The organism is Mucilaginibacter sp. P2_D11 (assembly GCF_056404435.1).
The window spans coordinates 93,445-109,363 of record NZ_JBFUEA010000007.1 but is presented as its reverse complement, the minus strand read 5'-3'; the positions used below and the strand labels follow the sequence as shown (position 1 = coordinate 109,363).

Genomic DNA, 15,919 nt, shown 5'->3' with positions numbered 1-15,919 from the left:
GGCTTTTGGCGTGCGGGCGTCGCGGCTTCGGATGGAGAGGTGCCGGTGCCGGCAGTTAAATAAAATCGGGGACTTCTTTTACCGCCTTTATCAGCATGATGCGTTCCTCGAATTCTTCGTTGGGTACGAAGGAACGGTTCTTCACTTTGGTTTTGTAGGTGTAGATGGTGTTGAGCGAGTAGTTCAAAATTTTGGCGATGGTTTCGTTTTCGTCTATCCCCAAACGTATCAGGGCGAAAATGCGCAGCTCGGTGTTGAGCAAGTCGCCGTTGTGGAGATGCACCCGTTGATCGGCATGGAACAGGGCGTTGAAATCGTCAACGAAGTTGGGGAAGATATTGAGGAATACCTTATCAAAGCTATGCGAGAGGTTCTCGCGCTCGAAGTTAGTGTTGAGCTTATTGATAATCAGCGTAACCTCTTCGTACCGCTTCTCTTTCATGTTCTTATCGATGCTGCGTTTCAGCCTGTCGAGCTTTTCGATGTAATCTGAGTGGATATTGAAGAAGTAGCCGATGTACTCATCCTTAATCATGTTGGCCTCATCCAGCTTGGTGTTCATGCCTGATAAAGAGCGGTTTGTGGCATCGAGCACTTTGTTTACCTGCGTAAGCGAGTTGTTGGCCACGTTCAGTTCCTGGTTCTTGTTCACGATAACCTCATCGGCTATGCGCAGCTTTTTGAGCTGACGCACCGTGATAACGCTGAATATGATAACCACCACGATGAGCGATGTAATGATGGATGCGTATATGATGAGCGATTGCTTCTGCTTTTCTATTCCGTTTATCTTCTCCGTTTGGATAATGGGCATAATGCTGCTTATCTGCGCCTCGCGGTGGCGGGCACCGTAAAAGTTCGCATCATCTATCGCGCTGTTGATATAAGTAAAGGCCGTTTTAGCATCGCCCTGCTGGTAGTAGTATTCGGCCAGGTTGGTAAGGGCAACCGCCTCTTTGGTAGAATGGGTGTTATCGATGATGGCCGCCCGCATCAGGTTACTGAGGGCCAGTTGCGGTTTGTTGAGTTCCTTGTATATATAACTGAGGCAACTGAAGTTGATTGCACTATCCTGGTACGATTGCGGCATCCGCATTATTTTGGTGTAAGGCTCCAGCGCAAACTGGTAGCGACCGGTGCGCAAGGCCTTGAGCCCAATGGCCGATAGGTACTCATAGGTGCCGGGCCGGGTGGAGTTGATGATAGAATCGCAATAGGCAAGACCGATAGCACTGTACTTTTGGTAATAATCGTCTATCTTATCGTAATCGCCGAGGTCGAAATGGCTGCGGGCCTGCAGAAACAGGTATTCGTAACGCTGGGCAGCATCCAGTTGCTTTACTTCTACCCTGTTCAGGGTATCCAGCCCTTCTTTGAACATCCCGGCAGAAACCAGCACGAAGCTCATATTCACCTTAGCATAGTTTATTTTATTGGCATCTTTAAGTAGGTGGGCGCAGGTGTTTAGCCGCTGGCAGTATACATAGGCAGAATCGTGCACGAAGGATTTATAGGCATCGAACAAACGCTGGTAATTAACGTAGCGTGCGCTCAAATTGGTATAATCTTTTGCTAACTGCGTTTTTAAGGTTTGGATATGCCGCAATTTTGCCTGCTCGGTTTGGGGCTTATTTTCGATGGCACGGTTCAAAACCCGCTGCAGGCTGTCGATATCATCGGCGGCGCTTAGCTGTCCGGCAAAGCTCAGCCCAAACAACAGGCAGGCCGATACACAAAACCGACCTATGGCCCTACCCTTCCTAACTACTTGCTTGCCTGTACGCTGCATCCTTATGTTACTGTAAAACCAAAGTTAATAAATAAGATGAGAGTTCATCGTTGATGGTTTATGACCCCCCCAACCGTTAAAAGATGTTAAATACATGCGCCATATATGCAAGGAGCGGAAACGTCGTTATATATTCGTCCGTTAAAGCGGTTCCCCGGCCGTGCGCGGCAGCAACCCGCACAAGAAGAGGAATGGAGAACTTAAAAAGCAATCCCCGGGCTACTAAATAAATAATTGACTGATTTATAATATTCAACTATCTTTGCAAAATGTTTAAAAAGCAACTTCACTTTGTTTCGGGCGTAATGCTGTTATTACTTATTGCCCTTGGCAGTTGTAAAAGCAAGTACGAGAAACTAAAAGCGAGTAACGATAACGCCAAGAAATACTCCGAAGCGGTAAAGTTTTATAACAAAAAGGATTACAGCAAGGCCCTTGGCTTGTTTGAGGATCTGGTTACCATCTATCGTGGCCGTGCCGGCGCGGAAGACCTGTATTACTATTACGCTTACACCAACTATAAGCTGAAAGATTATACCTCGGCACGTTACCATTTTAAAACGTTTGCCGATACCTACCCTACCAGCCCACGTGCTGAAGAGTGCCGCTTTATTGCCGCGTATTGCTTCTACCTCGATTCGCCAATATACTCGCTGGATCAGGAAAACACTACCAAAGCCATCGAAAGCCTGCAGTTGTTCATTAACCTTTACCCTAAGAGCGACCGTGTTACCGAGGCAAGCAAGCTGATACAGAACCTGCGCGACAAGCTGGAACGCAAAGCTTACGAAAATGCTAAGCTTTACCTAACCATCGGAGATTTCCAGGCAGCAACTATAGCGTTCAACAACACCCTGCGCGATTACCCGGATACCAAATATGCCGAGGAACTTGAGTTTTTAACTATTAAAGCACAGTACGAATACGCTAAAGTGAGCAGCGAGCAACGCCAGGAAGAGCGTTTTGGCCTGGTAATAACTTATGCCGATCAGTTTACAGAAAAATACCCGGCCAGTAAATACTTAAAAGATGCTGCCGATTATAAAAAAGACAGCGAGCAAGGCATCGTAACTGCCAAAAGGATACTTGCCGAACTGGCGTTCAACCCAAAACTGGCCGCCAAAGTAGCTAATAAAGATACTACCGCCGGCTCGCAGCCGCCATCTATAAAAGATAGGGACAAGCAAAAAATACCGAATTAATACATAAAGAATTTTAAATAACAGATATGAGCACCACCAACACCACTAAGCCAGCTGTAGCCAGCAGCACCGTAACACGTGACCTGCGTGAACTGGATGTGAAAACCGACAATATTTATGAGTCGCTCGTAATTATGTCAAAAAGGGCAAACCAGATATCGAACAACATAAAGGAAGAATTACACCAGAAACTTTCTGAATTTGCATCGGCAAACGATAACCTGGAAGAAGTTTTCGAAAACCGCGAGCAGATAGAGATATCAAAATACTACGAAAAATTGCCTAAACCTACCCTGGTAGCCGTTCAGGAATTTTTGGAGGATAAGATATACTACCGTAACCCGGCAAAAGAAGTATAGTCGCCCCCGGTCTCCGCTGGTTAGCGGTAGCGCTTGGAAGCACGCAGATATTAAAAACTCCCTATGGGAGTTTTTTTGTTTACTTTTATTTTTTAATATCGGATGCTGAATGTCGGATAATGATTGCCGAAGTTAAGGCTTGAAGTGTTCGAAACCTTAAAGCTGATGTCCGCGCGGTGAGTCGACTCACCCCCCTCCCCCTCTCTGCTTCGCAAAGAAGGGGAGAAATTGGGGCTACTTTTGCTTCTTTCTTCACCCTCTTTGCGCAGCAGAGAGGGTCGACGCCCCGTGTATACGGGGCCGTCGGGGTGAGTAAAATATGCGTGCGACAAGAAACGAACTTTAAGTCTCCGAACACTTATGAAGCTAAACACTTCATTATTCGACATTCAGCATTCGGTGTTCGATATTACCCCCCCTTCGGGGCTTGCCATTATGCTTGAATCTAAAAAAATCATCCTCGCTGTTTGTGGCAGCATAGCAGCTTATAAAACGGCTACGCTGGTGCGCCTGCTGGTGAAAGCCGGGGCGCAGGTGCAGGTAGTGATGACGCCCGATGCCACCAACTTCATCACGCCGCTCACGCTCTCTACCCTATCAAAACGCCCCGTTTACAGCGAATACTTCAAACCCGAAACCGGCGAATGGAACAACCACGTGGAGCTTGGCCTTTGGGGCGATCTGATGATCATTGCCCCTGCCAGCGCCAACACCATGGCTAAAATGGCCGGCGGATTGGTAGATAACCTGCTTACCGCCGTTTACCTTTCGGCAAAATGCCCGGTGTACTTTGCCCCTGCTATGGATCTGGACATGTGGAAGCACGATGCCACCCAGGATAATATTGGCAGGATACAGGCATTCGGCAATATCCTCATCCCACCCGGCAGCGGCGAACTGGCCAGCGGCTTGCATGGCGAGGGTCGCATGGCAGAACCGGAAGAGATCGTAGCCTTTATAGAGGCCGACATCAAACAGAAACTTCCCTTAGTAAATAAAAGAGTTTTGGTTACAGCCGGCCCTACCTATGAGGCTATAGACCCCGTTCGCTTCATTGGCAACCACTCATCGGGCAAAATGGGCTTTGCCATTGCCGATGAATTGGCTGCGCTTGGTGCCGACGTTACCCTAATAGCAGGCCCGACAGCCCAGCAAAGCCGGCAGCGGGGCATAAAGCGCATAGATGTTACCAGCGCGGCAGATATGCTGAACGCATGCCTGGCGAACTTTGACCATATAGATGGCTGCATTATGAGCGCAGCCGTGGCCGACTACACGCCGCTGGAAGTAGCCGAACAAAAAATAAAGAAGCAGGATGGCGGGCTTAATATCGAACTGAAGAAGACTACCGACATCCTAAAAACCCTTGGCCAGCAAAAGCGCGCCGGGCAGGTGTTGGTTGGCTTTGCCCTGGAGACCAATAACGAGGAAGAGTATGCTATCGCAAAGCTGAAAAGCAAGAACCTGGATATGATTATCCTCAACTCCCTTAACGATGTCGGGGCTGGTTTTAAGGGCGACACCAACAAAATTACGATGATTGATAAGGCCCTGGTGAAAACCACCTTCGGCCTCAAAAATAAAAATGAGGTGGCAAAGGATATTTGTGCTAAATTTATCCAACTGCTAAAACCATGAAACGCTGCCTGCTCATCACCGCCCTTTTGTTCTGTTGCTGCCTCGCGCAGGCGCAGGATTTGAACGCGCGGGTAAAAATACTTACACCCAAGATACAGGTAAGCAACAAACGCGTTTTCAGCACGCTGGAAACTGCCATGAAAGATTTCCTCAACGGCCGCAAATGGGCCGCCGATGCCATTGCCCCAAACGAGCGTATCGATTGCAACTTTGTACTCAACATTACCAGTTGGGATGGCGGCAGCAATTTCAGCGGAGAGCTGCAGGTGCAATCATCGCGCCCCGTATATAACTCCAGCTATACCAGCACGCTGCTCAACATTAACGACAGAGACGTGGATTTTAGCTATACCGAGGGCCAAACCATCGATTACAGCGACCAGAATTTCCAGAACAATCTTAGCTCGGTAATGGCTTTTTACGCTTACGTCATCGTGGGCTTAGATTATGATTCCTTTTCGCGCTATGGTGGCAGCCAGTACTTCGCGCAGGCGCAAACCGTAGTTACCAATGCGCAAACCGCATCCTTTAAAGGCTGGAAAGCTTTCGACAGCAACCTTAACCGGTACTGGTTATCAGAGAACCTGAACAACAAGCTGTACAACGGCCTCCGCAGCTTTATATACGATTATCATCGCAACGGCCTGGATATGATGGCCAACAATGCTGTGCTGGCCCGCAAATCAATCAGTGCCATATTGCCGCAGCTTACACAGGTAGATCGTAAACGCATCGGCTCCTATTTCCCGCTGGCGTTTTTTACTGCTAAGGATGATGAGTTTGTTTCGATCTTTAGCAAAGCCTTTGGCCCCGAAAAGGCGCAGGCCATGAACATACTGCTGCAGGCCGACCCAAGCAACGGAAACAAGTACGAAACGTTGAAATAATTAGAGACAAGAGATAAGAATCAAGAGACAAGAATAGCAAATTTGTGAATCACAGTTTTCCTGTCTTGGTTCCTGGCTCTTGATTCTTGCTTCAATCTTCCGCTGTAACAATTCTGCTGCCCCCCAGTCCAATAATAAAAACGCAAAACATTTAAAACCAATTACCTATATATTATGGCAACAAAAGAATCATTCTCTATCAATGGAGAGAGCATCGTAAAAAAAGTAAAAGAATTAATAGCAGAAGGCAACGTAACCAAAATCACCATTACCGATAGCCATGGCAAAGAAATCATGAGCTTCCCGGTTAACTACGGCCTGGTTGGCCTGTTGGTAGCGCCAATTTTTGCAGCAGTAGGTGCAGCAGCGGCTTTGTTAACCGAGTGTACCATCACCGTAGAACGCAAAGGCGACGCGCCGGAGGAAAAGGAAGAGATTACTAAGTTTTAAGTAAAAGCCTGATAAGGCAACGTACTATAAACTATGTCATTGCGAGGAGCGGCGCGGGATAGTGTTGTAGGAGCGACGCGGCAACCTCATTGGATAAGCGCCAATGCTTTGCATGGCCGTTAAATGTCCTATGGGGTTGCCACGCTATCGCTCGCAATGACATTTCTTTAATTTTATAACACCTCCCCTTCAATCAAAACGATCTTCTCCACCGCCCTATCCTTCATTTCCATAAAAGCCAGGCGCTTCGGGTCGGTTTTATAGCCTTCGAAATCGGCTTTACTGCCGAAGGTTACCAGGTGGATTTCGTAGGGTAATGGCTCGTTACTTTCCACAAACGCACCTGCATCCGGCCTGATGCGGTACACCAGCACGCCATTATGATTTCTTAATAGCGGCAATACCTTATCCTCGAATGCATGGAACTCCTCCTCGCAGCCTGGTTTTATAAAAATGAGTTGGGTGTAATAAAGCATGGACAGGATTATAGTGGTTTTGGTTAGCAAAATAGGGAGAAAAAAACATCTATCAATGCTCTCTGCTGCAAGCGCCCCGGCTTGTGGGCCCTTTGCAAAGTTACGGCAATGTTTAGCGATTATACGAGTTGTTGTTTTCATAACCAAAAGCTATCTTTAAGCACCTTATCGCCCTCGAAATGAAGAAAACATTATTTATTGCCGTAATTACCCTCTGTTTAGTCGGAAAAAGCTTTGCGTGTTTGAACGGCGAGATGCTAAAGCTGTGGGATGGCAGCTTTTTGTATATGGATTATAACAATGCAACTCCGCAAGGCCATAATTTCAGAGAACGTAGCCGGGCAGATTTACAAAGAACAGTAGCAAGGCTCGATAGCCTGTACCGGATAAACGAAGATATCCGCATCCTATCAGACGAAGGGCTGGTGCTCATTGTACTTGGCGAATACAAAAAAGCAATCTCCCTTTATCAGGAAATTGAAATGACGGAACCCAACCGCTATTCAACAGCTTCTAATATAGGCACTGCATACGAACTGGACGGACAGAACAAAAAGGCTTTATTTTGGATAGAGAAAGCCCTTAGTCTTGATCCCCAATCGCACAATGGCTCGGAATGGATACACGTCAATATCCTAAAAGCCAAAATCAATGGCGAGCCGTTTACCAATTCTAAATTTTTGTTGAATACCGATTTTGGAACGGATAGCATACCCCGTACCGACCTGAGGTTGAAAGCACTGGACTCTTTGTCTTCGGCATTATACTACCAATTGAATGAACGGATTTCATTTGTAAAACCAAAGGATAAAATAGTAGGGCAACTGTTGTTTGATTTGGCCAACATTACCTTTTTACGGGGGCAATATCGTGTGGCGATAGCAGATTACGTGTTGGCGAGAGAATACGGTTACAGTGACGATAAACTGCTCAATTTGCGGTTGGCAACTTGTAACGCGTACAGCAAACAGTCAAAAAGCATATCCGTTCCCAATATTGTTTATAAGAAAAGCAATACGCGAACTTACGTTTACGCCGGCTTGGGGGCGGTGATTGGTATCATTCTGGCGTTCATTGTGTGGAAGAGAAAAGCGGCAGGTAACGTCGCTTAGTCGGGTTTTCGTCTTCCGAGATTCGTGCATACATACGGAGACCCAACGGAGTTTCTGGGAATTTGCAGCATCATTCCAGCACCAACACCTTTTTTCCAAAGTCTATCACTGCTTTGTGCATCACCAGAATATCGCTGCCGATAACGCCTAAAACTTCCGGGTGGCCCATTTGGCTGTAAGCGATATTAATGGTAGATAAATCAAGCACGGCAATCTCTATTTCGGGGATGAGCAAGCTGCCAATCCATAAATTATGGATGATAGCCGTGGCAGATTCCATACTGTTTGTACCCAACCCCGTAGACAAGCGCTCGCTCGCGGTTATGTCCGCATGTTCATTCGCAGCCAAAAGCAATTCCCGGTCGAATGCCGTACGGGATGCACCCGTATCTAAAACCACTTTAAATGGCTTGCCGAATAGCATAATATCAAGCAATGGATGGAAGCCATCGCCATGCAAGTCTATCATTTGCAAGGGCACAGTAATTTTGTTCATTGGTTCACTCGTTCATTAGTTCATTGGTTTGACGTGGCAAACCTTGGCAGGTTACAAACATAATTCCCTAATCCGTCATTCACTAATTCACTCCTTCACTCACTAATGAACCAGTGAACTAATGAACTAATTAAAAAGGGTAACCTATCGCAATGTTCAATATGGCTTTATTGAAATTTAAAGGCACGCTGCGGCTTCCGGTGCTGTTGATGTAGGGCGTCATTAGCGGGAAACCAAGGTCAGTACGCAATACCAACACGGTGGCATCGAACCTTAAGCCGAAGCCTGCATCTACCGCCATCTGGCTCAGGAAATTCGGCCCGAAGGTACCGCCCGCCTGGTGCGGCTTGGCGTTCCAAACGTTACCGGCATCGGCAAACAAGGCCCCGTAAACAATGCTGAAAAGCCGGGTGCGGTATTCCAGGTTGGCCTCCAACTTAATATCGCCCGACTGATCTGCAATGAAACCGCCATTAAGCGAACTTGCATCAACCGTGCCAGGCCCTATAGAGCGCGCCCTAAAGCCCCTGAGGCTGTTAGGCCCGCCGATGAAGAACTGCTGGTTGTATGGCAATATGGTAGAGTTGCCGTATGGCAGGCCCAGGCCCACCAATACCCTTGCGGCAATTTTGCTGCCCACGCCCAACTTGTGAAAGAAACGTACTTCGGTCTCCAATTTGGCATATTGGTTAAACGTGCTGCCCAGGAATTTTTTATCCTTACCGGCAAGCGTATCCGCACCTGTTAGCAAACCGTAGATGTTGTTAGATAAGCTGAGCTTGCCACGGTAGAAAAAGCTGTTGGTGCGGTAATCCTCGGTAGTATTATCGTAGGTATAGGCATAGCTTGGTCCCCAGGTAAACTGCGGATCTATCACGTGCTTAAGCGCGGGGTTGCGGTTTTTGGGGTTTCTGATGCTATCGGTGTAAAGCAGGCTTACGTTGCGGGGCTTTACATAGGTAATCTCCAGCAAATTAAGCTCATTCAGCTTATGCGGACTGGTTTTGAACTGGTACCCAAACGAACCGCTGAATGAATTGAGGGAGTATAATTTACTACGCACAACCGAAGTATAATTGAGCGTAAGTGTGGTACGCGGTATATACGCATTATCTGCCTTTAAGTTGAAGGGCCCGATGATGCGCGGCCAGGAAACCGAAGGTTGAATACCATACTGAAACACGTTGAAGCCACCGTTTTGCCCGCCTACCTGCACATCTGTACTGGCAAAAAGGGTAACAGCAAACAGCTCGCCGCCTTTAAAAGCGTTGCGGTTTTTCCAGCTGAGGTTTATTTGCGAGCCTGTGTAGCTGGCAGAAGTAGTGCGGCCCAATAACTCCAGCTGCAAGGATTTTCGCTTGTAGGGCGTAAGGAAGTAGTAAACATCCAGCTTTGGCGAATCGGGCGTTACATCCTCGAAACGGTTTTTAACATATTGGTAAGGCCCCAGGTTGATGAACCTGTTGAGCGAATTATTATGCGTTGTGCGGCTATAAGTATCGTTGGGATGCAGCAATACTGTGTTGGCAAATATGAATGGGCGCACGGATTTGCGCGGGTCTATGAGGTTGTACCAACGATAGGGCACCGCCTGGTCCAGCTTCAACGAGGTATCGCGTAGCGAGTAGTTAGGGTACACATAAATATTGCGAATGCTGTAGATTTCCCGGGCCCTTTCGGATGTGGTGGGCTTGATGCTCACGATAAGGTCTACCTGGTGATTGATGATGGTGCTATCTACCTTGATGATCAGCTGCTCGGGTGCGAAAAAGAAGAAGCCCTCCTCCTTTAAACGCGCATCAATGCGGATGCGCTCGGATTTGATTACATCCAGGTTGTACTTATCGCCTGCTTTCAATAACGTTTGTGCCATGGTTCCCCTTACGGCTGTATCCAGGCTATTATCAGTAGCTATGGGGAACGCTACATTGCGAATGGTGTATGCCGGCCCGGCAGTTACCGTAAACTCGGCTCTTGCTGTTTTGGGCTTGCCGATGGTATCGCCAATTACGGTCGACTGGAAATAGCCTTCGTTTTGCAGGCGGCTTTGCATAATGGTGCTGTTCTTCTCCAGGTTTACCTGGCTCACAAATACCGGCGGCTCGCCATACTTGCTGAAGAATTTTTGGATGAAGCCTTTGCGCGCCTTGGTTTTATAGTATAGCCACAGCTTTATGCGCAGGCCCAGCAGCTTTGCATTTGGCTGCGGGCGTATCAATGTCTTCATTTCGGCACTGATGGCTTTGGCATCTGCTTTTTTGATGTCTTTATCTGCCACTTTTACACTGCCGCCCGTGTACAGTTTCTCGCCTTTGGGCAAGTATTTGGTGGTACTGCAGGCACTTAGCAGTACGGTTACCAACAGCAAATATGTTATACGTTTTATCATTGTGTAGTTGTGGTCTGCGTTCTGGCCCTGTCTTCTTTATCTTTTTGCTGCGAGGCTTTGTCCTGCGCGTCTTTCAGTTTCTGCTCCTCGTTGTAGCGCTTGCGCATCTCTTTCTCGGCGTCCGTCCGTTTGCGGAAAATCTCGCGGAAGCGGTTATAATCTACCGTGAGCGAAAAGCCCAGCCCGGTTTCGATGATCTGCCCCTGTATCACCACGTACTCATCTTTACGGTAAGCCCGCAATGAGTAGCGGCCATCCTTGCTTAGTTTATAGTTAACAGACACATTGCCCGCTATGTTCGATGTTTTTTGCCCCTGCTGCGCCCCTTCCAAATTGAAGTTGTTGCCTACGGATACCGTAAGCCTGTCGTTGAGGAAACGCTTGGATACCCCTATGTTCAGGTCCGTTCGGTTCTGCGCCGTGCCCGAGGAATAATCCTGCCCGGAGGTTAAGCCGAAGTCAAGGTCTACGCCTGAGATGAGGCCACCGGCAAGGTTGTTCAACTGATCCGTAAGTAAGCTGCTTACGCTGCTGCGGATGGCTCCCTCAACCCCTGCGTTGCCACCCCGGCTTTGCAGCGGGTTATCGCCTATAAAGTGGCCAAGCACCAGTACGCCAAGCACTTGTTTGTTCAGTTCATTAGGATCTTGCCGTACCTGGTTAAGGCGGGTGTTTACCGTGCTGGTCACCTCGCCGGATACGTTGTAGTTGCTATCGGGCAGGGTGATATCGAAACTGATTTCGGGTTTCAGCAACTCGTTACGCAGGTTAAGGTCTACGTGAAAGGGTAGTTTTTGCTTGTACTGCGTGTTGTTGGCATCGCCAAGCTGACTGGCCACCAAATCTATAGGTGGCACGTTGGCTACGTAAATGGCCGTAAGGTCGATGTTGGCACTGGTTGGGTCGCCCGTCCATGTGATGGTACTACCCGGCTTAAAGTTGAATTTGCGGCTAACGGTTGCATATTGCAAATTGTACGAACCCTGGTTCACTACGTAGGTACCCGTAAGGTTGATTTTGCCGCTCGGGTCTATGCCCCCGTTAAGGTGGGCTTCGCCTTTGAGCTGCACTACGTCGCCGTTGCGTTCATCTATCACAATGGTGAAGTTTGCATTCTTATTTATGTTCACCGTGGCAGTAACGTCGAGGCCACGCAGTTCCGATTTCTTGAGCGAATCCAGCTGTTTGGCCAGCAGGATAGAATCCATCTTCGGTGCGCTTTGGTCTATAAACTCTACCACGCCTTCGCGGTCTTCGGCCGCCGGGTCGGCTGTAGGCAGTACGAAAACCATATCCGTTTTTTCGTTCACGGTGAGCGTGGCATCTACCACAGGTTTGGCCATATCGCCGCGTACCTTCACGTTGGCATCCATAAACAACTTGCCGTAAAACAGTTGGTTATCTGCCTTGGTAGAATTTATCATCCGAAAGTTATCCGCCCTGATATCCATGCCGAATTTGAAATCGGTATAGGTTTTGGTATAGATGGTACCGGTGATGATGGCCTTATTATTGGTAGAATCTACCAAAGTAAAATCGTTGAAGCGGATGCCCTCGTCATTAAACGTGATGCTCTCCTTGGGCATGGTAAAGTACGAATTGAGCATGGATACGTTGAATGCTACCTTATTGAAGTTGATATTCCCCCGTACCGCCGGTGCCGCCGTCGTCCCGGTTATTTTTAATGCGCCAGTAATATTGCCGCTGGAGTTGCGAATGGCGCCGAAACTGAACCCTTCGATGCTCTTCACACCCAGGTTCACGATGTTCAGGTTCAGGTCGAAACGGCCTTCAGGAGCGGTGTAATACATGCCGTTCAAATCTACCTGGTTTCCTTTGCCCGTGATGCTCATCTGCGCAGCATAGGCGTTAGCGGTTTGGTTGTTTACCTTGAGCGCGATGTTGCCTACGGTATCGCCTTTAAAGTTGAAATCGCTTACGTTGATGGCCGCTTCGAAAACGGGCGATTTTTGGAAGTTGCTCACCACCGCATTGCCGTTGATGGTACCGCCTACCAGCAAGGAATCCTGCTTGGCCATTTTGGTGATGGTCTCTATTTTGAAGTTCTTGAAGTCGACGTTAATAGGCGCATTGTATTGTCCCGATGGCGTATTAATACTCAGCACCTGGTTGCTGTTGGTAAGGCTGAAATTGCGCGCCAGGATGCCTTTGTTGCCGAATTCCAGCGCATTGTTGGGGTTAACGGCCCAGGCGGTATAATCCAACATTACGCCATCCTGCAAAAAGCTAAACTGGTATTCGTTTGGTATTACACTGAATACGCCGGCAACACGGTAACGCTCTTTTTTGGCAGCATCGCGCACCTGCAGGCTAATGCCCAGCTTGTTGTTCTGCGCCGAGCCGGTTACGCTGGTGTATAATAAATCTAACGATGAGCCCACCTTTATCTCATCTGCCGTAAGGCTGTAATTAAGGGCATTATTGCCGGTGTTAATAGCCAGTTTCATGTTGTTTACGGCATTGGTGCCGTAAATAACCTTCGGCATCGAGCCATTAACTACCAATTCGCCGGTTGTACTGTTGAAGCGGCCGTTTATCAATACCGGATCCAGCTGTTTGAGGTCGGGCGCGAATTTATCTATCAGCGGGGTTTTCACCAGCCGCGCATCAAACGTGAATTGCTGCGGCGAGTATTTGATTTTTGCTGCCGGTGTGCCGGTCACCAGGTTGGTATTGTAATATTTATTGATCACATCCAGCACCGCAGGGCCAACCTGCGTTAGCTTATACTTGCCGCCCATATGCGCATAAAATACAGGCGTTTTTAGGCGCAGGCTGCTGCTATCGGCATTGGCGGTAGATATCAGGCTAACGGTATCTAAATTAATGCGCTTGCCTGCATTGTTCACCAGCAATTCGGTAGCCATAATATTGGCGTTGAGGTAATCAGGATCGGCAGTGGGTACATCGGCCACTATCTTGCCGTGGAAACGCATTACATCTTTGGTAAAGCCCAGTTTCTGTAAGTCAATGCTGTCTACCATCAGTGTAGCGTTTACCGATGGGTATTTCTTGTTCATGTTGGCCTTGGCATCCAGGCTGAAATTGATGTTAGGATCGGCCATGCGGGCGTTGGCCACGTAGGCACCATTGCTGGCCGTGCCTTTCATTACCAAATTTTTATAGGTATAGCCCTTAACGTAAGCGCTGGCCACATTGCCGTTGAACTTGAGACTGGCGGTCTTCGGGTCGAGCCCCGCACCGCTAATGTTGGCGCTCATGGTAACCATGCCCACCATCTGGGGCTGCTTGGTCAACGCGCCCACATTAAGGTTATTGGCTTTTATATTGGCCGAATAAGTTTCGCTGCCTTTGCGCCTGCCGCTTTTTAATGCAGCCACCAAATCTACCGCGCCGTAACTGCTGCGCAATTTCATGTTTGTACTGAAGTTTTTCATGGTGCCTTTAAATGTACCCTTCAGGTTCATACTCTCGGGGATGCTCACCGTAGGCGGTATGGTGCCTTTTGGCGCCAGCCGTACGATATCGCCGCGACTGGTGCGAAAATCGTTTATTGTAAGGTCGAGATAAGCCTTATCCACATCGGGCAATCCTTTGGCAATAGCCGATGCCTTGATATAGGTGCTGCCAAAACCGCTTACTTCAATATTGGGTATGCGCAGGTTATCAACCGTGCCGGTAACGCGGCCGTTTATTTTAAGCACCGTATTGGGCGAGGATTTGAATGGCTCCATTGACGACATGGTAGGCATCAGCAGCAATATATCGCGCAGGCCCAATTTGCTGCCATCTAAATTGGCATTGATGCTTAGCTTGCCCAGGTTATTGGTGAGCGCATCGATGGAAGGGTAACCCACAATCAGTTCTTTTTGGATGACGGAGGTAGGTGTCTCGGCCAATAAATCTTTCAGGTAAGCACCTTTCGGCCCGTAGAAAAAGCTGGTGTGGAACTTATTCAGCTTCAGCCCGCTTTTCTCGTTGAACGTAACCGAATTAATCCTTCCCAACAGGCTATCAGGATGATAGGCCAGGTTTTCGATATCGGCATTCAGGTTCTTGATGCTCATGTGCGCAAAATCAATCCCGCGGGGTAAAGCTTTCTGCGCATCGTTATCGAATTTGATGTTATCGTTCACCAGGGTTATCCTGCCCAGGTTGGCAGTCCAGCCTTTGGCGGTTTGCCTTGCCGATACCAGGGTATCCAGTTTTTTGATGGCTTTATCTATAGCCTTAGCAACGGTTTTGGGTTTTTCGAATATCACGCCTGCATCTGTGTTGGTCAACTCTACGGTTTTAACGCCTATATGCTGGTTGCGCAGGTCAATCTTATCCATATTCACCAAAAACTTGCCCAGGTTTACCGAGGCCGCCATCTCGCCGCTGCGGTAATCAACCTTTACCTTATCTACGTTTATCTCACTCAGGGTCAGGTCCATATTCAATGGGGTGACGGCCGTATCAACCGCTGCGGCCTGCGCAATAGATGAACCCGCCGGCGTTTGGATGATTTTGGCGTTCACCCCGCTCAGGTTTATCTTGGGGATGGTGAACTTCATCTTATCCAGATCGAAATCTTTGATGCGGGTATCGAAATGGCCCAGCAGGAATTTAACATCGTTGCCTGTAGTGGCATCTTTATAGGATACGTTTATCCTGTCCAATATGATTTTGTCCAACGAGAACTTCATGGTAGAAGCCGTATCGGCTGGCTTCACCTCTTTTTTCTGCTCGCCTACGAATGCCTTGATGATGTAGTCGAAATTGAAGAGGCTATCCGGTCCGCGGCTTATCTTAGCGGTGATACCCTCCAGGTTTATTTCGTTTATCTCAACCTTATTTTGCAGCAGTTTAAGCAGAGTAATATCTACTTTCAGCTTATCGCCTGCTATCAGGGTGTCTTTTTTCTGGTCTTCGAAATAAACATCCTCCAGCACCAGCAATTTAGGCAGGCCCAGGCTAATGTGGCCTATTTCTACCTTGGTATGGATTTTATTCTGCAAAAAAGTAACCGCCTTGTCTTTTGCATAATTCTGCACGGCGGGTACCTGTATTAAAATAACTACAAGCAACACCAAAAAAATGATGCTGCCGATTATCCAAAGTATTGTTTTGAGGGCTATACGTCCAAATCGTTCCAAA

The 15,919-nt window shown here is 48.0% G+C and carries 11 protein-coding genes; 6 read left to right on the top strand and 5 right to left on the bottom strand.

Annotation, left to right across the window (positions count from 1 at the left end):
* Positions 1–55: 55 nt before the first annotated feature.
* Positions 56–1,789 carry a DUF6377 domain-containing protein gene (locus tag AC1DXC_RS12670; RefSeq protein WP_477459511.1) on the bottom strand — a complete coding sequence of 578 codons (1,734 nt, stop codon included), beginning with the start codon at positions 1,787–1,789 and terminating at the stop codon, positions 56–58.
* A 269-nt stretch (positions 1,790–2,058) separates the two neighbouring features.
* On the opposite strand from AC1DXC_RS12670, the gene AC1DXC_RS12665 reads away from it, so the two are divergent.
* From AC1DXC_RS12665 to AC1DXC_RS12645, 5 genes are all read left to right on the top strand, one after another.
* Positions 2,059–2,991 (top strand): outer membrane protein assembly factor BamD, encoded by a 933-nt coding sequence (locus AC1DXC_RS12665; protein WP_477459510.1) that lies wholly within the window; start codon positions 2,059–2,061, stop codon positions 2,989–2,991.
* Between the two features lie 26 nt (positions 2,992–3,017).
* A complete protein-coding gene (locus AC1DXC_RS12660; protein WP_477459509.1) occupies positions 3,018–3,350 on the top strand; it encodes a DNA-directed RNA polymerase subunit omega in 333 nt (110 codons plus the stop codon).
* Positions 3,351–3,785: 435 nt separating this feature from the next.
* Entirely contained in the window at positions 3,786–4,988 is a 1,203-nt protein-coding gene (gene coaBC / locus AC1DXC_RS12655) for a bifunctional phosphopantothenoylcysteine decarboxylase/phosphopantothenate--cysteine ligase CoaBC (RefSeq protein WP_477459714.1), read from the top strand.
* The gene (gene porD, locus AC1DXC_RS12650; protein WP_477459508.1) at positions 4,985–5,875 is read left to right on the top strand and encodes a type IX secretion system protein PorD; all 891 of its coding nucleotides are present in this window, start codon (positions 4,985–4,987) and stop codon (positions 5,873–5,875) included. Before coaBC ends, porD begins: the two co-directional genes overlap by 4 nt.
* 174 nt (positions 5,876–6,049) lie before the next feature.
* Positions 6,050–6,325 (top strand): DUF4342 domain-containing protein, encoded by a 276-nt coding sequence (locus AC1DXC_RS12645; RefSeq protein ID WP_477459507.1) that lies wholly within the window; start codon positions 6,050–6,052, stop codon positions 6,323–6,325.
* Positions 6,326–6,498: 173 nt separating this feature from the next.
* Here the strand turns inward: AC1DXC_RS12645 and AC1DXC_RS12640 are convergent, their stop codons facing one another.
* Positions 6,499–6,801: a hypothetical protein gene (locus AC1DXC_RS12640; protein WP_477459506.1), complete on the bottom strand. Its 303-nt coding sequence runs from the start codon at positions 6,799–6,801 to the stop codon at positions 6,499–6,501.
* A gap of 179 nt (positions 6,802–6,980) precedes the next feature.
* On the opposite strand from AC1DXC_RS12640, the gene AC1DXC_RS12635 reads away from it, so the two are divergent.
* Positions 6,981–7,913, top strand: coding sequence for a tetratricopeptide repeat protein (locus AC1DXC_RS12635; protein ID WP_477459505.1), 933 nt, complete (start codon positions 6,981–6,983; stop codon positions 7,911–7,913).
* Between the two features lie 70 nt (positions 7,914–7,983).
* Here the strand turns inward: AC1DXC_RS12635 and AC1DXC_RS12630 are convergent, their stop codons facing one another.
* The 3 genes from AC1DXC_RS12630 to AC1DXC_RS12620 form a co-directional block, all read right to left on the bottom strand.
* Entirely contained in the window at positions 7,984–8,409 is a 426-nt protein-coding gene (locus AC1DXC_RS12630; protein WP_477459504.1) for an aspartyl protease family protein, read from the bottom strand.
* Positions 8,410–8,539: 130 nt separating this feature from the next.
* Positions 8,540–10,798, bottom strand: a complete 2,259-nt coding sequence (gene tamL / locus AC1DXC_RS12625; protein WP_477459503.1) for a translocation and assembly module lipoprotein TamL — start codon at positions 10,796–10,798, stop codon at positions 8,540–8,542.
* The gene (locus AC1DXC_RS12620; RefSeq protein WP_477459502.1) at positions 10,795–15,918 is read right to left on the bottom strand and encodes a translocation/assembly module TamB domain-containing protein; all 5,124 of its coding nucleotides are present in this window, start codon (positions 15,916–15,918) and stop codon (positions 10,795–10,797) included. Before AC1DXC_RS12620 ends, tamL begins: the two co-directional genes overlap by 4 nt.
* Position 15,919: the final 1 nt, after the last annotated feature.